Here is an 18,298-nt window from a genome sequence, read left to right as displayed (position 1 = left end):
CTGAAATATCACAAAATTTAGGCTGACTATTCAAAAATTCTTTGCGTTTAAAGTCTATAATAAAAATAGAAAGTTATTAAGGAAAGCATTGAGGTGAAGAAGATGAAGAAAATATTGACAGTTTTAGCTTTATTTGCGCTTATATTATTCTCTTTTGCCCATCAACAAGGTTTTGCCCGGGAAAACTTGAATCAAAGGATCGAGAAAGGATGGAATCAGCGAAATGACGTTTCCATTATCTTTGAGAACGCAGACCGTCAACTTCTCGAATAGTTAAATCGTCGTCTTGATATGATAAATATCTGAATAAGGCTTATCAATTTTAATAATGTTTAGTCTTGTTATAATTAAATTAGTAGGATGTCACTATTGAACTACAAAAGGAGGCAAAAAATGAAAAAAGTACTTTCGTATTTGAGTTTACTAGGATTAAGTCTCTTGTTTATTTTTGTGCCAAGTGTTCAAGCAAGTAGTTTATTAGACTCCATCGTGGAAAATTCTGGTGGACAAATTATATTCCGAAACCCTGAGGTAGATGGTCAATATCGGGAATTACCTAACTTCCCTATCCAGGTAAGTCTTGAGCAATTAGATTCTGATCAACCGCAGATTCGCATGGTTTGGAATTTAGATGATGCATCAAAAGACGAGGTCATGCCGATTGAAATTGAAGAAATTGAGCCGACAGAAGTTCCTGTGCTACCGGATGGCGAAAACTACCAGTCAACGATTGCGATTACTATCCCCGATCCTCCAAGGGATTATTATCAAGGGACAATTTATTTAACTGATCTAGCTTCTATGGGTGGCGTTCAGATGTTGATTCCGAACTACGCGGGGAATGTTGAAGAAAGTCAACAGGGGTATTACCAAGTTCTTTCTGAAGTGATTCCAGATAATTCTGCCGACTTAAATATTGCTGATCTAGATCAGGCGATGGCAGTCTGGCAAGAAAATATGGGACAAGAATACATTCGTTACTATCCGCAAGATGATCAGGCGGTAGTCAATAGTTTCTCTCAAGAGGTGCTCACTCATATGGCCTTTGAAGGTGAATCCATCGATTTAAACAATGCAGAGGGCTATCGCTTATATGCTATTTATTCAACCGTTGGGACCGATTCTTATAACCAAGTAGGCCCAATCACTTATGTGATGGTGGATGTTGAGGGGACTCCCCAAGTTTGGGTCAGCCAAGATAGCCAACGAAATGAGACCTTTAATTTCAAATTAACTGAAAATGTTGATATCAAAGACGTATTTGGACAATGGTATTATCAGGCTGATGCAGAATAGCTTGATAAGTTGGGAAAGGCTTCTGATTAGAGGCCTTTCCTTTTTATTTAGCCTAAAAAATGGTAATTTATAATTAGCGGTTGTTATTAAGAGGTACTAGTTTTGAAAAGGAGATGCTTATGAAAAGTAAAGCAGCAGTGGCTTTTGCCCCCGGGCAAGCCTTGGAAATCGTAGAGATTGATGTTGAAGATCCTAAAGACCACGAGGTAATGATTAAGATTGACTTTACTTCAGTGTGTCATACGGATGTTTATACTTTGTCAGGTAAGGATCCTTCAGGAAAGTTTCCTTGCATTCTCGGACATGAGGCTAGTGGAACCGTGGTAAAAGTGGGCCCTGGTGTGACTAATGTAGCTGTAGGAGATAAGGTGGTTCCTTTATGGAAACCTGAATGCGGAGAGTGTGAATATTGTAAGCGGGGCTTAAATTTCTGTTCGGCGATTAGTGAGACCCAGAGTCAAGGTTTAATGCCCGATGGAACGACTCGTTTTTCTTATCAAGGTAAACCCATTTATCATTTTATGGGGACTTCAACCTTTAGCGAGTATACGGTAGTTGCTGATATTGCTGTTGCTAAGATTCCTGAAGGAGTGGACTATGATAAAGTAGCTCTGTTAGGTTGTGGAGTGACTACCGGGATGGGAGCAGTTAAGAATGATGCCCAAGTAGAAGCTGGCTCGACAGCTGCTGTCTTTGGCATAGGTACTTTAGGTTTAGCAGCGATTCAAATGTTGAAGCAACGTCAGGCTGGTCGGATCATTGCAATTGATATTAATGATGAGAAAGAAGCCTTGGCCAAACAATTCGGTGCGACGGATTTCATTAATTCAGCCAAAATCGATCAACCGATTCAAGACTATATTGTTGAATTAACCGATGGAGGCGTCGATTATAGCTTCGTCTGTGTCGGTCATACGCCGACCATGAATGCCGGCTTAGAATGTACCCATAAGGGATGGGGAGAAAGTATTATCATTGGCGTCGCTGCCAGTGGCGAAGTGATTCAGACCCGTCCTTTCCATCTAATTACTGGCCGAACTTGGAAAGGTAGTTCCTTTGGTGGGGTTACCGGGCGGACTGGTTTAGCAGAGGTCTTTGAGGATTATCGACAAGGACAAATAGATTTAGATCCTTTTATTACCCATCGAATGTCAATCGATGAAATTAATCACGCTATTGAGCTTCAAGAACAAGGAAAGTCGCTTCGTGATATTTTAGTATTTAAGTGAAAGGACGAATACATTGCTTAAATTAATTGACCAACATAAGGTATTTGGCGGAAGTCAATGTCAGTACGAACATGAGTCCCAGGTTTTGAATTGTACCATGCGTTTTAGTCTTTTTCTACCAGAGCAGGCTCAAGAACAGCCGGTTTCATTATTATGGTGGTTATCGGGATTAACCTGTACTGATCAGAATTTTTCTACTAAGGCTGGTTTTCAACAATTTGCTAGTCAATATGGTCTCGCTGTAGCGATTCCCGATACTTCACCTAGAGGTGAGGATATTGCTGATGATGAAGCCTATGATTTAGGACAAGGGGCTGGCTTTTATTTGAATGCGACTCAAGATCCTTGGCGTGATCATTATCAAATGGCGAGTTATTTAAGTGATGAATTGCCACCACTTGTATATAGTTTAATTCCTCAATTTACCGGTAAAGAAAGTATCGCTGGCCACTCGATGGGAGGCTATGGCGCTTTGGTATCAGCCTTGCGCGATGAGAATCGTTTTGAATCGGTGTCAGCTTTTGCTCCCATTTCTAACCCGCAAAATGTTCCTTGGGGTGAGAAAGCTTTTGAGGCTTATTTGGGAGCTAATAAAGATTCATGGCAAGAATGGGATCCTTTGCATTTATTGACACAAGTTAAGAAACGAGTGCCAATCCTGATTAGTCAAGGCGATCACGATGAATTTTATCCAGTTCAGGTTGGCGCTGAAGCCTTGTTGAAGTTAGTTGACGAGCTAGATTATCCTTTGTCTTATCATTTGGAAGAAGGCTATGATCATTCTTATTATATGATTCAAACTTTTATTGCGGATCATTTGGCTTTTCATGCCCAACATTTAGCTGAATAGATTTATCAATCCAAGGTAAATATCCCGAATTTTTGCCAGGGTCGGTTATCTGGCGAGAATTCGGGATATTATTATCAGCTGCTCTCAGCTAGAATTTTATTTATAATCGTAACGTACTTTGTAACCATTTGCTGTCCAATCCACGTACCATTGGGAGTGAATCTTGTAGTTGAAGTGATCTTTAGCGGCTTTAATTGCTAAGTCTAAGGTGCGATAGACATTCTTTTCGATTTGTGTTTTTGGCTTTTCTTTATCTGTATCCTGATCTTGACTTGTAGGAATGATTAATACTTGGTTGGGGTGGATTAAGTCAGATTTAAGCCCATTGGCCGCTTTAAGCTCTTTAACGGTTACCCCAAATTTGTTGGCGATAATGTATAAGCTTTCACCGGCTTTGACTGTATAGGTATTTTTATCGGGTTGAGGCGTTGGTTTTGGTTCTTCTGGCTTTTCGTTATTAGCGCTTGGAATAATCAAAACTTGGTTTGGATGGATTAAGTCAGATTTAAGCCCATTGGCCGCTTTAAGCTCTTTAACGGTTACCCCAAATTTGTTGGCGATAATGTATAAGCTTTCACCGGCTTTGACCGTATAGGTATTTTTATCCGGTTGAGGCGTTGGTTTTGGTTCTTCTGGCTTTTCGTTATTAGCGCTTGGAATAATCAAAACTTGGTTTGGATGGATTAAGTCAGATTTAAGCCCATTGGCCGCTTTAAGCTCTTTAACGGTTACCCCAAATTTGTTGGCGATAATGTATAAGCTTTCACCGGCTTTGACCGTATAGGTATTTTTATCGGGTTGTGGGGTTGGTTTAGGATCTTCTGGCTTTTCGTTATTAGCGCTTGGAATAATCAAAACTTGGTTTGGATGGATTAAGTCAGATTTAAGCCCATTGGCCGCTTTAAGCTCTTTAACGGTTACCCCAAATTTGTTGGCGATAATGTATAAGCTTTCACCGGCTTTGACCGTATAGGTATTTTTATCGGGTTGTGGGGTTGGTTTCGGCTCTGCTGGTTTTTCATGATTAGCGCTTGGAATAATCAAAACTTGGTTGGGATGGATTAAGTCTGATTTAAGTCCATTTGCGGCTTTAAGCTGATCTGCGGTAATATTAAATTTATAGGCAATAATATAAACACTTTCACCCGCTTTGACGGTATAAGTATTTTGAGAGTTTGGATTAGATACTGATTCAGGTGTATTTTCTGAACTTATTTCTAGGCTTGGGCTTTCTTCTTCTGTTGTTGTAAGATTTTCTTCTTGATCAGTTGAACTATCAACTTGTTCTGTATCTTGAGCCACTAATAATACTTGATTGACGTTTAAATTGTTGGATTGAAGTTGGTTCCAATTTTTAAGATTTTCGACACTGATGTCATAACGTTTAGAAATTGAATAAAGCGTCTCACCTGCTTGAACAGTGTGGTAGGTTTCTTCGGCGGCTACGGTTTGAGCTAAAGATAGGCTGGCAGTTGCTATAAGTGGAAGAATCATTTGTTTATATGATGGGGTCATGGAACTCGCATCCTTTCTTTGAAATATAAATGTAATATATAAGTCCTTATCTTGGCTATATTGTAACAATATTACACAATTGTTACAAGGTGGTTACGATGAAGTTAATAAGAAATGTTTATGAATTTTTTAAGAAGTTTTACTTTTTCTTAAAAAATACTTGAAAGACTAGTATTTTGAACATTTTGTCTTTATTAGAAAAGGAGGAATTATATGCACTACGAGATTTATGGTCAAGGGCAATCAATTTATTTTATTCACGGACACGGTTTATCACTGGTGTCCATGGTTGAAACTTATGAGAAAATTTTTTCAGATTTGTCAAACTATCAACGGATCTATATTGACTTGCCGGGCATGGGCCAAAGTGTTGCAGACTATCAATTGGATTCGAGTCATGCCATTGCCAAAGCTTTAGTCGAACTGATTAAGTCTTTGACACCGGATGATCAAATTATACTTTTTGGCCATTCGTATGGAGGTTATTTATCATTAGCTATCAATTATCTAATGCCTGAGCGAATTAAGAAAATATTCTTAACCTGTCCTCCGGTAAAAGCAATCAAAGAAGAACGAAAATTAGCCGAACATAAGAATGTCTGTTTCTCTGAGTTTGAAATCGATCCTAAATATGCCAAAGCCTACTATAATATGAGTGTGGTCATTAGTCCTGAAACTTTGAGACGTTATCAGCGTATTAGTTTGCCAGGTATTGAAGTTTTTGATTCAGATTATGATAAATTTCTTCAGCGAGAAGATCAGCGCTATCTTAAGCTTCCTTTTGAAGCAGAAATGTATGCCATGGATCCTCAATTGTGTCTAATTCTTGGCCGAAATGATCAAATTGTTGGCTTTAAAGATCAAATTAAAGCTTTTATCGATAAAGACAACGCCTCGATCTATTTGATTGAGAATGCCGGTCATAATATTATGATTGATCAATTGGATTTTGTGCGTGATAGTGCGAAAGCTTTTCTGACGGATCAGATTGACGATGAAGGGACGAACCCTTAGTTAGAGAATGAGCGCTATATTATAGAAGAAATAGTATAGGCCCTCCTCCAAAATTGTGCTATAGTAAATACATAGTTTACTTATCCTATTGGAATAGAAAAAGATACGGATAATCAGGAGGAAGCTTATATGGAGGTTCAATATAATTTTGATCAAGTCGTTAATCGTCGACAACAACAATCAAAGAAATGGACGGCTTACCAGCACTTTGGTGTTCCGGTTTCTGACGAAATCTTACCACTCTGGATTGCTGATATGGATTTTAAATGTGAGCCACGGATTCGCCAAGCTTTGCAAGCAGTTGTTGATTATGGTATCTACGGTTATGATGCACCTGCGGATGACTTCTTTTCGAGTTTTATCGACTGGCAAGAACAGCGAAATCATTGGCAAGTGTCGTCCGATTTTTTAGTTCCTGTGAGTGGAGTGGTGCCGGGAATCTGTAATGCGATTCGTATCTTGACTCAAGCCGGAGATCGAATTTTAATTCAAACGCCCGTCTATTATCCGTTTTTTAAAGCCATTGAGACTAATCAGCGCTGTTTGGTTGAGAATCCACTGATTCGAAAAGCAGACCAATACGTCATCGATTTTGCCGACTTTGAAGAGAAAATTAAGACCTGTAAGATGTTTATATTGTGTAGTCCACACAATCCGGTAGGAAGAGTCTGGCGAGTAGACGAATTGCAAAAAATGGCTGAACTATGTTTGAAACATGGGGTTATTATAGTAGCTGATGAAATTCATTCGGATTTAATTTTTAAGGGTTATAAACATACACCGTTAGCTAGTTTATCTTCGGCCATTGATCAACAAACAATCACACTGATGGCTCCAAGTAAAAGTTTTAATGTGGCTGGTCTGAGTCAGTCAGTGGCTATCATTGCCAATCCAGAAATTCGTCAGCGTTTTGAGGAAGGGTTATGTAGTTCAGGGTTTATGCATATGAATTCTTTTGCAGCGGCCGGATTTCCAGCAGCGTATCGTTATGGAGGAGACTGGTTGGATCAGGCCTTGACTTATATTGAAGCCAATGTGGACTATGTTTTGGATTATTTAACTGAGCGACTTCCAGAGGTTGATGCGCATCGACCAGAAGGAACCTTTCTCATGTGGCTAGATTTCACCGAAGTTAGCCGAGATCCAGAAGTTTTGATGCATCGGCTCATCCATCAGGGTAAGATTATTATTGAGGATGGAAGCATCTTTGGTCAGCAAGGTAGAGGTTTCTGTCGATTCAATATTGCCAGCCCGCGCTCTATCATTGAAGAGGCGATGAGCCGAATTGAAACGGCTATCCACTCATAAAGACCGAGCTAGTAATTAGGTCAACCGAATTCAGGACTTAATTTAGAAACTTTAACAAACATCATAAAGTTTTAGAAAATACCAAATATTTAACTGCTGAATAAGGATTTACGAAGCAAGATGATTGGATCCAGTTGAATCAAATCATCTAGCTGATAGCCGAATTATTGGCAGAGAAATATTTGGTATTTTTTTGTATCTCTAGAGCTAAAAAAATTTTTACCAGTCTATTTATTATATAATTTCTAGATTAGTACAGAAAGAAACAGAATCTTCCGTCTGTTGCATTATTGGTTGGCACAGAAAATGTAAGCAAAAACACTTGATGATACTTGACATCACAAGTTTTCATTGAAAATACTCGAAATAATTTCACAAACTACATTGTTTTCACAAGGGTAAATAAATACAGTTTGCTCTTTAAAAGCACAACAGATCGTGATATAATGAACTTGTAAATTTGGGAAAGCTTTAACAAACTATCCACAAGGAGGAAATATAAATGGAAAAGATTGTCAATCCAGCCACTCAAGATGCTTGGCAAGGCTTTAAAGGACAAAAATGGCAAGAAGAAATTAGTGTACGTGATTTTATTCATGATAATTATACTTTGTATGAAGGAGACGACAGTTTCTTAGCGGGTCCAACAGAAAATACGACGGCACTTTGGAATCAAGTTATGGAGTTATCTGAAGAAGAACGCAAACGTGGTGGCGTTTATGATTTAGATACCAAATTAGTTTCTACAATTACTTCTCATGGTCCTGGTTATTTAGATAAAGACAAAGAAACCGTTGTAGGTTTCCAAACTGATCAACCATTCAAACGTGCTTTACAACCATTTGGCGGTATCCGTATGTCGGTGAGTGCTGCTAAAGCTTATGGTTACGAAATTGATGAAGAAGTTATTAAAATCTTTAACGATTATCGTAAAACCCATAACCAAGGGGTATTTGATGTTTATACACCAGAAATGCGTGCAGCTCGTCACTCTGGTGTGATTACCGGTCTTCCAGATGCTTATGGCCGTGGTCGGATTATCGGTGACTACCGCCGGATTGCTCTTTACGGTGTAGAACGTCTAATGGAAGAGAAACAAAAAGACTACGGCAACATTGGCAATGGTCAAATGTCTAACGATGTGATTCAACTTCGTGAAGAAGTTTCTGAACAATATCGTGCGCTTAAAGAAATTATTGAATTAGGTAATATCTATGGCTTTGATGTAAGTCGTCCAGCTGAAACAGCTCAAGAAGCTTTCCAATGGTTATATTTGGGCTACTTGGCTGCGATTAAACAACAAAACGGGGCTGCAATGTCTCTTGGTCGTACTTCAACCTTCTTAGATATCTATATCCAACGTGATTTAGAAAATGGAACCTTAACTGAAGAACAAGCTCAAGAACTTGTCGACCACTTTGTTATGAAATTACGTTTAGTTAAATTCGTCCGTACCCCAGAATACAACGAATTATTCTCAGGAGACCCAACCTGGGTTACTGAATGTATTGGTGGGATGACTGTAGATGGCCAACCGTTAGTAACTAAGAACTCATTCCGCTTCTTACACACATTATCTAACTTAGGTCCAGCTCCAGAACCAAACTTGACCATCCTTTGGTCTGAACGTCTACCTAAGAACTTCAAACGTTTCGCAGCTAAGATGTCTATTCAATCTTCAGCCATTCAATATGAAAACGATGAAGTCATGAGACCTAAATACGGCGATGACTATGGAATTGCTTGCTGCGTTTCTGCGATGGAAATTGGTAAACAAATGCAATTCTTCGGTGCGCGCGCTAACCTAGCGAAAGCTTTATTATATGCGATCAATGGTGGGGTCGATGAAAAATCTAAAGCTCAAGTAGGTCCTGCTTACCGACCAATTACTTCAGACTACTTAGATTATGATGAAGTGATGGTTAAATATGACCAAATGTTAGAATGGTTAGCAGCTTTATATGTTAATACTCTTAATTGCATCCACTATATGCATGATAAATATTCATATGAATCTGCAGAAATGGCTCTTCATGATACTTATATCAAACGGACCATGGCCACAGGTATTGCAGGATTCTCAGTAGCTATCGACTCACTATCAGCGATTAAATACGCTAAAGTTCGTCCAATTCGTGATGAAAATGGGATAGCCGTTGATTTTGAAATCGAAGGTGACTTCCCTAAATATGGTAATAATGATGATCGTGCCGATCAAATCGGTGTTGAATTATTGAAGACCTTTATGACTAAAGTGAAGAAACATCCAACTTATAGAAATTCAATCCACACAACTTCTATCCTAACTATTACTTCAAATGTGGTTTATGGTAAGAAGACTGGAAATACTCCAGATGGTCGTGAAGGTGGAACGCCATTTGCACCAGGGGCTAACCCAATGCATGGTCGCGATACCCACGGAGCGCTAGCTAGCTTATTATCCGTTGCTAAGATTCCTTATGATTATGCCTTAGACGGTATTTCAAATACCTTCTCCATCATCCCTAAAGCCTTAGGTAAGGAAGATTCTGTTCAAATCGATAACCTCGTTCAAATGTTAGATGGCTATTCAAATAAAGGCGGTCACCATTTAAATATTAATGTCTTCAACCGTGAAACATTATTAGATGCGATGGAACACCCTGAAAATTACCCACAATTGACCATTCGTGTATCTGGTTATGCGGTTAACTTTATTAAATTAACTCGTGAACAACAAATGGATGTTATTAATCGAACAATGCACGAATCAATGTAATAGTTTATCCATGCTAAGATTGCTTAAAGGAAAATAATTAAGAACTGCTGCTTAATTCTTAATTAAGCAGCATTCTTATTATCAGCAAGGATGATAAGGAGGATGTATATGACTGAAGTTAAGAAAGAAGTCATTGGGCGCGTTCATTCTACCGAAAGTTTTGGTTCTGTGGATGGTCCAGGAATTCGTTTTATCACGTTTATGCAGGGATGTCGGATGCGCTGTCAATTCTGCCATAATCCAGATACTTGGAACTTACAAAAAGGAACACCTTACACGCCTCAAGAGTTATTGGACGAAGCGATTCAATACTCTGCTTTCTGGGGAGATAAAGGTGGCATCACTGTCTCTGGGGGCGAGCCTTTGTTACAGGTTGATTTCCTGTTAGAATATTTCAAATTGGCCAAGGCCCAAGGCATTAATACTTGTATCGACACCTGCGGGGCGCCGTTTACTCGTGAAGACCCATGGTTTTCGACCTTTAATGAATTGTTAGAATACACCGACTTGATTCTTTATGATCTGAAACATATTCGCCGCGATGGTCATATCAAATTAACCGGTCTACCTAATGATAATATTATCGAACTAGCCAAGTACTTATCTGAAGTCAATCAACCAGTCTGGATTCGTCATGTTTTGGTCCCTAGTCGAACAGATTACGATGAACTATTAATGGAATTAGGGCATTTTGTCGCTACTTTAAATAATGTAAAGAAGTTTGAAGTCTTGCCTTACCATAAGTTAGGCGTATATAAATATGAAGCTTTAGGTATTCGTTATCCATTAAAAGGGATCGAACCACCGACTCAGGAACGGGTAGAGAACGCAAAACGTTTGTTAAGAACTGAAGACTATCAAGGTTATAAGACCATGTAAACCAAAGTGAATTCATTTCAATGTACTTGCTCTTAAATTTCCTGCCTTGGGGGGCAGAAATTTAAGAGCAATTTTTTTGTTCCGATTAAAGGGGTCTTTCTTGCAAGTCCTAAGCGCATATAATACAATGAGCTCAACATCTTACTTTTTGAGAGGGAGGTTTCTATGGAATACAAGCGTTTTGATCAGACAATTGTTCTTCGCGTTCAGCGTGGGGAAGAACTATTAACTTCGATTCAAAAAGTTGCTGAAGCAGAAAACATTTTTTTGGCGAGTGTCACGGGAATTGGAGCTTGCGATGAAGTGAAATTAGGTTTCTATCAATTGTCGACTCATGAGTACAACGAATCGGTTTATCAGGAAGATTTAGAATTAACCTCCTTGGTAGGAAATATTACCGAAAAAGACCAGGCTTACTACGGACATTTTCATGCGACCTTTGGTCGTGAGGATAATAGTGTCATCGGTGGTCATCTGGTTTCGGCACGCGTGTCGGTTACCGGCGAGATTATTATTCAGTGTCTGCCGGGGCAGGTCAATCGTCAAGCGGATCAGGAGACAGGAATTAACTTGTTAAGTTTTGAATAAGGGGTAAAGGGCTTATTGTAAGCCCTTTTTTAATGTTTTGATGCTTTTTTAAGAATTATTAAATTATCTTTACAATTGTCAATCCACAGTCACTTAAAGGTATTTCGTGAGTGGTTTGTGTTATAATTGCGCTGAATAATTTATATAATTCTTAAGAAATAATAAATAGAAATGAGCTAGATGCATGGAAGAAAGTCAAGAAATTACAAATCAAGAAATGAGTGGTCATAGTCCTCGCCGTAAAGAAATCCACGGTCAGAAGAATAAACTCGGCTGTTTATCGATTGGAGCCATCGGCCTAGTGATTGTCCTCGGTCTGGTAGTTTTTAAATTGTGGGATATGTGGTCGTCCGTAGAGAGCACGGTCAACAAGATTCAAATGCCGCGGGCAGAGAACCAAATCCAAATTAGACCTAAGCCGGTAACTGTAAAGGAAGATCAACCTTTCTCAGTGTTATTACTAGGGATTGATACGGGAGAATATGGTCGCGTAGAAAAAGGCCGGTCAGATGTAATGCTTGTAGCCACGGTCAACCCAAGTAGCGATAAGATTACTTTAACTTCGATTCCCCGAGATTCCTATGTAGAAATACCGGGGACGGCAGATAAAACAAAAATCAATCACGCCTATGCCTATGGGGGGCCAGGTTTAGCCGCTAATGCGGTCCAAAATTTGTTAGATATTCCCATTGATTATACCGTTGCCGCTGATATGAAAGGCTTTAAGGAGATTATCGATGCCGTCGGAGGCATCACGGTGACCCCACCAACCACTTTTTCTCAAGGGGGGTTTGATTTTCAAGAAGGCGTGCCGATTAAGATGCATGGCACGATGGCGCTTGAATATATCCGCAATCGTTATGATTCCGGCGGAGATTATGGCCGTCAAGACCGAGCCCGTCAAGTGGTCTTAGGTATTATTCGTTCTGGCTTAGAATTAGATACCTTAATTAATTATCAGAATATTTTAAATTCTATTAGCAATAATGTGAAGACCGATATTAGCTACGAAGAAATGATGCATATTGCCAGCAATTATCGATCTGCCATTAATCATGTGGAAGAGTTCCAACTCAAAGGTCAGGGAGAGAAGATTGATGGTGTTTATTATGAAATATTAGATCCATCGGCGGTTCAAGAAGTGAGTCGATCGATTCAGGCAGAATTAGATATTGAATAACTATTATTTTCCAGTGAGGAGCCGATTTAAATGCAAAGCAAAGGGGCTAGTCAGCTCATTGTAGACATGGTTGAAAAATTATCCCCCCAGTTAAAACGAGTGATTTGGGACATTGCCGATTTATTCGCATTTGTTTTAACGATATTCTTGAGTTATTTGTTCTTTTACCGAATGATTGAAGTCCCCTGGACTTTCTACCTTTTCTTACTTACTGTAGGATACTTAATCTATCGAATCGTTGGTAGACTTTCCTTACTGGATTCGAGATTGAATCGCTACAGTGGGATACAGGAATTTATTCAATTGTTCTTCTTAGTGCTTTTTAGTTTGTTATTTACTGGGGTCATCGGGATGATAATCTTTAAAATATCCCTCTGGCGGACAGTAATTTTCACCATGATTGTGACGGCTATCTTTTGTGTGGCTTGGCGTTTAATCTGGCAGACGATTTACTTATCACGGTTCAAGTTTCAAGATTCGAACAAGAACAAGCGTCGAGTTATTCTGGTCGGCGCCGGGGATGGCGGATCAATCTTTATGAATAACTTCCGTCGGAAGCCAGGGAACATGGACGTGGTTGCCATCCTAGACTGTGACGAAACGAAGATTGGTAAGGTCATCGGTGGCGTGAAGGTAGTGGGCGATGTCGACTTAATACCAACCATCGCCGAACGCTATGGGGTAAAGGAAATCATTGTTGCCATTCCTTCGATTAAACCTGAAGAATATGAGAACATTCTTCAAATAGCCAATCCCCACAAATTAAAATTATATAAAATGCCGCCAGTTGAAGATATCTTGCAAGGAAACCATCGTTTATTAAAATCGACCAATAAAGTGAATATCGCTGATTTACTCGGGCGTAAAGAAGTTCATCTTGATGACAGTCGTTTGCGCGCTGAAATCGAGGAGAAAGTCATTTTAATCACAGGCGCAGGAGGGTCAATTGGCTCCGAAATAGCTCGCCAGGTTTCTCGATTTGGCCCACGAACGGTTGTTTTACTGGGTCACGGTGAGAACTCTATTTATCAGATTTTCCATGAATTGAAGAAACACCATAATATGGTTGAATATAAACCAGTGATCGCAGATGTTCAGGATTATCAGCGCATTGTTGAAGTCTTTCAAGAGTTCAAGCCTGATATTATCTACCATGCAGCGGCTCATAAACATGTGCCGCTCATGGAATATAATCCGGTGGAAGCTTATAAGAACAATGTGATTGGGACGTATAATGTTGCCAAGGCCGTGGATGCTTGCAAAGTCAGTAAGATGGTCATGATTTCCACCGACAAGGCAATTAATCCACCCAATGTCATGGGGGCTTCTAAACGAATTGCTGAGCTTATCATTACCGGTTTCGACCAACGAAGCGATTCTAACTATTCCGCCGTACGCTTTGGAAATGTACTCGGATCGCGTGGGTCGGTGATTCCGCTCTTTGAGAAACAGATTGCTCAAGGGGGGCCAGTAACTATTACCGATTATCGAATGACGCGATATTTCATGACGATTCCTGAAGCCAGTCAGTTGGTGATTTATGCAGGAGCTTTTGCCAAAGGTGGCGAGGTCTTTGTCTTAGATATGGGTGCCCCGGTTAAGATATTAGATTTAGCCAAGAAGCTTATTTTATTATCGGGCTTCTCAGAAGGAGAAATAGAAATTATTGAATCAGGCATCCGTCCTGGTGAGAAGTTATTTGAGGAAATTTTGACGACATCTGAGGCTGTTTCAGAGCAGGTTGAGAAAGATATCTTTATTGGTCGGGTAACGACGATGCCTTTGGCAGATATCGAATCCTTTATGGAGAGACTTAATCAATCATCCGCTGAAACGTTGAAACGAGAAATTGTTGCCTTTGCCAACCATAGTATTAAATAGTAAATAAGGGGGAGCTTATGCAAGAAGAATTGAGTTTATTGGAACTATTTAAGGTATTAAAAAAACATATCTTTATGATTTTGATATCAATGATCCTCGGCGCCGGCCTTTCGAGTGCTTTTATGATTTTCTTCGTCGATGAGATTTATAAATCAGAGGCTCAATTAATCGTGAACCAGAATTCCAATATCGATAAAGAAGTTGCTGCGGTCCAATATAATGACTTACAAACTAGTATTAGTTTAATCAATACCTATAGCGATATCATTAAATCACAAAGTTTACTTCAAGAAGTAAGTAATTCACTAAATAATGAAATTTCTGTTCCAGCCTTGCGACAAAATTTAACCGTCGAACAATCACCGGATTCACAATCTTTTATGATCAAGGCGAATTTAGGGTCACCTGATTTAGCTCAGCGGGTCGTTGCCACCGTGACTGAGAAATTTATTGATGTTTTGCCGAAAATCTATCAAGACAATACGACCAATGTCTATGTCTTATCTGACGCTTCATATAATAGTGATCGTGTTTCACCAAGTTTATTTAGATATATTGTCATCGGTGCAATCTTAGGCCTGCTCCTCAGTCTGATTATGGTCTTTATTCGCGAAATTAATGATAATACCATTCGCAACGAAGACTTCTTAATGTCGATTGGTCTGGTGAATCTGGGTGAAGTTAATCGTTTATCCAAAGATGAACGCAAGCATGCCCGCTTAGGTCAACAGATGAGTCGGAAATTTGGACGGAGAAAGGGGTAAAGCATGTTTAACTTTATGAACAGACGGAAACGTAAAGAAGAAAAATTCTTGCAAGAACAGGTTGAGGGTGCACCTTTAATTTCTTACTTTAAGCCTAAATCAGTCTACGCTGAACAATTTAGAACCATCCGAACGAATATTACTTTCGCTCAGCTCGATAATGATCTTCGTTCAATCTTAGTATCTTCGAGTGTACCTGCAGAAGGAAAATCAACCATTTCAGCCAATCTGGCGATTGCGATGGGAGCTATGGAGAAAAATGTTTTAATTGTAGACGCTGACTTACGTAAACCTACTTTGCATCGGACTTTTACCTTGAATAACGAGAAGGGCTTGACTACCTTATTAATTAATCCAAGTCTACATTTCAACGAAGTGGTGATGAAGAGTACAGATTTGAATCTTTATCTACTTCCTTCTGGTCCAATTCCACCTAATCCTGCCGAGCTTTTGGCTTCGGGGCGGATGACCAAACTGATGAAAGAATTAGAAGATTTCTTTGATGTGATTATTTACGATGCCCCACCGATTAATTCGGTAACCGATCCTCAAATCCTCGCTTCCAAAGTTGATGGTTGTGTCTTGGTGGTTCGTCATGGCTATGCTAAGAAAGATGAGGTTCGTCGAGCTAAAGAAGTCTTAGAAAATGTGAATGCCAATATTTTAGGTTTTGTCTTGAATGCCAAATCCAATGAAGAAAGTGATGGTTATGGTTATTATTCTTATTACGGATATGGCCAGGACCAGAATGAAGGCGAACATAAACATGGAGATCATTGATTTACATAGTCATTTACTTCCAGCTGTGGATGATGGCGCCCAAAGCCTAGATCAGGCTTTAACATTAGCTCGATTGGCGGTGGATGAAGGGATTTCTAAATTGGTGCTAACCCCTCACCACTATAATCCTCAATTTATTAATCATGCCCAAGGAGTTATCGAGGCCTGTGACCGTCTACAATCAGCAATTGACCGGGAACAGATTCCTTTAAAAGTTTTCCCAAGTCAAGAAATCCGGATTCATGAAGATCTTATCGATCATTTATACAATGAGGATTTGTTATGTTTGGACGAGCAAGGACGTTATTTACTGCTTGAATTTCCGACCCAGTCGGTCCCTGATTATTCTATTCGCTTAATTAAACAGCTATTAGATTTAGGGATACGACCGGTAATCGCTCACCCAGAACGGAATCAGCGTTTTGGTCAAGATTTGACCTTGTTAGCTGAAATGGTAGAAATGGGTTGCATTGGTCAAGTTACCACAAGCTCATTGGCCGGCGCTTTTGGACCCAAATATCAAGAAATTTCTTTCCAAATGATTGATGCGAATTTATGTCATTTCATGGCATCAGACTGTCACCATCAAGAATGGCGTCCCTTTAATTATCAATTGGCCTGTGAGGTCTTAGCCTCACACTATTCTAAGAATAAAGTGGATCAGTTCTTGGAAGTTGCCGAAGCCATCTTCTGGGGACATGAACTTCCACTGGCTCCTGTTCAGTTAGTGGAAGAAGACAAGTCATTATGGCGCAAAGTATGGGGGTTTTTTAAGGAGAAATAAAATGTACAAAAGCATAAAACGCCTACTCGATATTGTTTTATCCCTTTTAGGTTTGGTTATTTTAAGTCCTGTCTTTTTGGTGATTGCTTTATGGATTAAATGGGACAGTCCTGGCCCCGTCTTCTTTAAACAAAAACGGGTTGGGATATACAAGCGATTCTTTAATATTTATAAATTTAGAACCATGCAGGCTAATACGCCAGCCGATATCCCCACCCATATGCTAGGGAAACCTGAGTCTTTTATTACGCGGTCGGGACAATTTCTCCGCAAGACAAGTTTAGATGAACTTCCTCAATTAATTAATATTCTGCGGGGTGAAATGTCCATTATCGGACCTCGCCCAGCCTTATGGAACCAAGATGACTTAGTCGCTGAGCGGGATAAATATGCGGCCAATGATGTCACTCCTGGACTAACAGGCTGGGCCCAAGTTAATGGTCGTGACGAACTGCCCATCCCGATTAAAGCTCAACTTGATGGCGAATACGTGCGAAAGATGAGCCTGTGGTTTGATATTAAATGCTTCTTTTATACCCTATTAAAAGTCTTTAAAGGGGAAGGTGTGGTCGAAGGAGGGACGGGTTCGATTGATCGAAAAGGCAAGCACGAAAACTAAACGGATTTTAATTACCGGTGCTAATTCTTATATTGGTAATGCCTTTACTCAATATGCTACTTCAATGCGCCCAGCTTATCAGATAGAGAAATTAAGCTTGCGCAATATTGATTGGGACCAAGTTGATTTGCAAGGAGTGGATGCTATCCTTCATTGTGCTGGCATCGCCCATAATGCTACTAAAACCAGTGATACGGACCAATATTTTGCGGTAAATCAAGGCCTAACTGACAGAATGGCTAGATTAGCTCGTCAAGCTGGGGTCCCTCATTTTATCTATATGTCCAGTATGATTGTTTATGGCAATACAAGTCGAAGCGGAGAAATTAACCTTGATACCCCTTTAACCCCAGAAAATGCCTATGGGCAGAGTAAATTAGCTGGCGAAGAAGCCTTGAATAAATTGGCTGGTGACGATTTTAAAGTGACCATTATTCGAGCGCCGATGGTTTATGGACTGCATTCGAAAGGAAATTATCCATTATTGGCCAAGTTTAGTCGTCTGAGTCCGATTTTTCCTGAATTCGATAACAAACGGAGCATGATTTATATTGAGAATTTGGCCGAATTGATCTGTCAAGTGATTGATCAACAAATTGAAGGGATTATCCATCCGCAAAATCAAGACTATGTGTCTACCGCGAATCTGGTCCACGAAATTGCCAAACAACATGATAAAAAAATTTATTTAACATCAATTTTCAATGGTGTCATTCGTTTAATGATAAAATATCCCTTAATTCAAAAAGTGTTTGGTGATCGTTACTATAGTAAAGATTTGAGTGCTTGGCCTTATGATTCCTACCAAGTCTGTTCGTTTGAAGAATCGATTCGCAGAACTGAACAGCAATAA

At 39.6% G+C, this 18,298-nt stretch carries 17 protein-coding genes; 16 read left to right on the top strand and 1 reads right to left on the bottom strand.

All coding sequences use genetic code 11. From position 1 onward, the window contains the following. The first annotated feature begins 102 nt into the window (after positions 1-102). The 4 genes from M0R79_RS07925 (at position 103) to fghA (ending at position 3,375) form a co-directional block, all read left to right on the top strand. Positions 103-273, top strand: coding sequence for a hypothetical protein (locus tag M0R79_RS07925; protein WP_159428848.1), 171 nt, complete (start codon positions 103-105; stop codon positions 271-273). 120 nt (positions 274-393) lie between these two features. After that, positions 394-1,296 (top strand): DUF4767 domain-containing protein, encoded by a 903-nt coding sequence (locus tag M0R79_RS07920; protein ID WP_159428849.1) that lies wholly within the window; start codon positions 394-396, stop codon positions 1,294-1,296. 119 nt (positions 1,297-1,415) lie between these two features. Next, positions 1,416-2,525, top strand: a complete 1,110-nt coding sequence (locus tag M0R79_RS07915; protein ID WP_092571232.1) for an S-(hydroxymethyl)glutathione dehydrogenase/class III alcohol dehydrogenase — start codon at positions 1,416-1,418, stop codon at positions 2,523-2,525. Between the two features lie 13 nt (positions 2,526-2,538). After that, positions 2,539-3,375 (top strand): S-formylglutathione hydrolase, encoded by an 837-nt coding sequence (gene fghA / locus M0R79_RS07910; protein ID WP_092571234.1) that lies wholly within the window; start codon positions 2,539-2,541, stop codon positions 3,373-3,375. 96 nt (positions 3,376-3,471) lie between these two features. Here the strand turns inward: fghA and M0R79_RS07905 are convergent, their stop codons facing one another. Beyond that, the gene (locus tag M0R79_RS07905) at positions 3,472-4,890 is read right to left on the bottom strand and encodes a LysM peptidoglycan-binding domain-containing protein (RefSeq protein WP_248417144.1); all 1,419 of its coding nucleotides are present in this window, start codon (positions 4,888-4,890) and stop codon (positions 3,472-3,474) included. Positions 4,891-5,103: 213 nt separating this feature from the next. Between M0R79_RS07905 and M0R79_RS07900 the strand changes: the two genes are divergently transcribed. The 12 genes from M0R79_RS07900 (at position 5,104) to M0R79_RS07845 (ending at position 18,298) form a co-directional block, all read left to right on the top strand. After that, on the top strand, positions 5,104-5,904 hold the full coding sequence (locus M0R79_RS07900; RefSeq protein ID WP_092571236.1) for an alpha/beta fold hydrolase: 801 nt from the start codon (positions 5,104-5,106) through the stop codon (positions 5,902-5,904). 129 nt (positions 5,905-6,033) lie between these two features. Next, positions 6,034-7,212 (top strand): MalY/PatB family protein, encoded by a 1,179-nt coding sequence (locus M0R79_RS07895; RefSeq protein WP_092571238.1) that lies wholly within the window; start codon positions 6,034-6,036, stop codon positions 7,210-7,212. Positions 7,213-7,714: 502 nt separating this feature from the next. After that, positions 7,715-9,970: a formate C-acetyltransferase gene (pflB, locus tag M0R79_RS07890; RefSeq protein ID WP_092571240.1), complete on the top strand. Its 2,256-nt coding sequence runs from the start codon at positions 7,715-7,717 to the stop codon at positions 9,968-9,970. A 108-nt stretch (positions 9,971-10,078) separates the two neighbouring features. Continuing rightward, positions 10,079-10,849 (top strand): pyruvate formate-lyase-activating protein, encoded by a 771-nt coding sequence (gene pflA, locus M0R79_RS07885; RefSeq protein ID WP_092571242.1) that lies wholly within the window; start codon positions 10,079-10,081, stop codon positions 10,847-10,849. 165 nt (positions 10,850-11,014) lie between these two features. Then, a complete protein-coding gene (locus tag M0R79_RS07880; protein WP_092571245.1) occupies positions 11,015-11,437 on the top strand; it encodes a PPC domain-containing DNA-binding protein in 423 nt (140 codons plus the stop codon). Positions 11,438-11,621: 184 nt separating this feature from the next. Next, entirely contained in the window at positions 11,622-12,617 is a 996-nt protein-coding gene (locus tag M0R79_RS07875) for an LCP family glycopolymer transferase (protein ID WP_092571247.1), read from the top strand. Between the two features lie 30 nt (positions 12,618-12,647). Continuing rightward, the gene (locus tag M0R79_RS07870; protein WP_092571250.1) at positions 12,648-14,498 is read left to right on the top strand and encodes a polysaccharide biosynthesis protein; all 1,851 of its coding nucleotides are present in this window, start codon (positions 12,648-12,650) and stop codon (positions 14,496-14,498) included. Between the two features lie 17 nt (positions 14,499-14,515). Next, positions 14,516-15,262 (top strand): YveK family protein, encoded by a 747-nt coding sequence (locus M0R79_RS07865; protein WP_092571252.1) that lies wholly within the window; start codon positions 14,516-14,518, stop codon positions 15,260-15,262. 3 nt (positions 15,263-15,265) lie between these two features. After that, entirely contained in the window at positions 15,266-16,042 is a 777-nt protein-coding gene (locus M0R79_RS07860) for a CpsD/CapB family tyrosine-protein kinase (protein WP_092571254.1), read from the top strand. Then, complete coding sequence (locus M0R79_RS07855) at positions 16,029-16,826, top strand: tyrosine-protein phosphatase (RefSeq protein ID WP_092571256.1); 798 nt, start codon at positions 16,029-16,031, stop codon at positions 16,824-16,826. The genes M0R79_RS07860 and M0R79_RS07855 overlap by 14 nt, the downstream gene beginning before the upstream one ends. A gap of 1 nt (position 16,827) precedes the next feature. Further along, positions 16,828-17,445, top strand: coding sequence for a sugar transferase (locus M0R79_RS07850; RefSeq protein WP_092571258.1), 618 nt, complete (start codon positions 16,828-16,830; stop codon positions 17,443-17,445). Beyond that, positions 17,417-18,298, top strand: a complete 882-nt coding sequence (locus tag M0R79_RS07845) for an NAD-dependent epimerase/dehydratase family protein (protein WP_159428852.1) — start codon at positions 17,417-17,419, stop codon at positions 18,296-18,298. Before M0R79_RS07850 ends, M0R79_RS07845 begins: the two co-directional genes overlap by 29 nt.

The organism is Ignavigranum ruoffiae, assembly GCF_023195815.2.
GTDB classification, from domain to species: Bacteria; Bacillota; Bacilli; order Lactobacillales; family Aerococcaceae; genus Ignavigranum; species Ignavigranum ruoffiae.
Note: the sequence above shows the minus strand (reverse complement) of the source record. Positions and strands in the feature narration are given on the sequence as shown.

Coding starts and splice junctions, on each gene's coding strand:
- M0R79_RS07880 (WP_092571245.1), top strand. CDS start 11,015: ATGGAATACAAGCGTTTTGATCAGACAATTGTTCTTCGCGTTCAGCGT.
- M0R79_RS07915 (WP_092571232.1), top strand. CDS start 1,416: ATGAAAAGTAAAGCAGCAGTGGCTTTTGCCCCCGGGCAAGCCTTGGAA.
- pflA (WP_092571242.1), top strand. CDS start 10,079: ATGACTGAAGTTAAGAAAGAAGTCATTGGGCGCGTTCATTCTACCGAA.
- M0R79_RS07920 (WP_159428849.1), top strand. CDS start 394: ATGAAAAAAGTACTTTCGTATTTGAGTTTACTAGGATTAAGTCTCTTG.
- M0R79_RS07850 (WP_092571258.1), top strand. CDS start 16,828: ATGTACAAAAGCATAAAACGCCTACTCGATATTGTTTTATCCCTTTTA.
- M0R79_RS07875 (WP_092571247.1), top strand. CDS start 11,622: ATGGAAGAAAGTCAAGAAATTACAAATCAAGAAATGAGTGGTCATAGT.
- M0R79_RS07855 (WP_092571256.1), top strand. CDS start 16,029: ATGGAGATCATTGATTTACATAGTCATTTACTTCCAGCTGTGGATGAT.
- M0R79_RS07905 (WP_248417144.1), bottom strand. CDS start 4,890: ATGACCCCATCATATAAACAAATGATTCTTCCACTTATAGCAACTGCC.
- M0R79_RS07895 (WP_092571238.1), top strand. CDS start 6,034: ATGGAGGTTCAATATAATTTTGATCAAGTCGTTAATCGTCGACAACAA.
- M0R79_RS07865 (WP_092571252.1), top strand. CDS start 14,516: ATGCAAGAAGAATTGAGTTTATTGGAACTATTTAAGGTATTAAAAAAA.
- M0R79_RS07860 (WP_092571254.1), top strand. CDS start 15,266: ATGTTTAACTTTATGAACAGACGGAAACGTAAAGAAGAAAAATTCTTG.
- M0R79_RS07925 (WP_159428848.1), top strand. CDS start 103: ATGAAGAAAATATTGACAGTTTTAGCTTTATTTGCGCTTATATTATTC.
- M0R79_RS07900 (WP_092571236.1), top strand. CDS start 5,104: ATGCACTACGAGATTTATGGTCAAGGGCAATCAATTTATTTTATTCAC.
- M0R79_RS07870 (WP_092571250.1), top strand. CDS start 12,648: ATGCAAAGCAAAGGGGCTAGTCAGCTCATTGTAGACATGGTTGAAAAA.
- pflB (WP_092571240.1), top strand. CDS start 7,715: ATGGAAAAGATTGTCAATCCAGCCACTCAAGATGCTTGGCAAGGCTTT.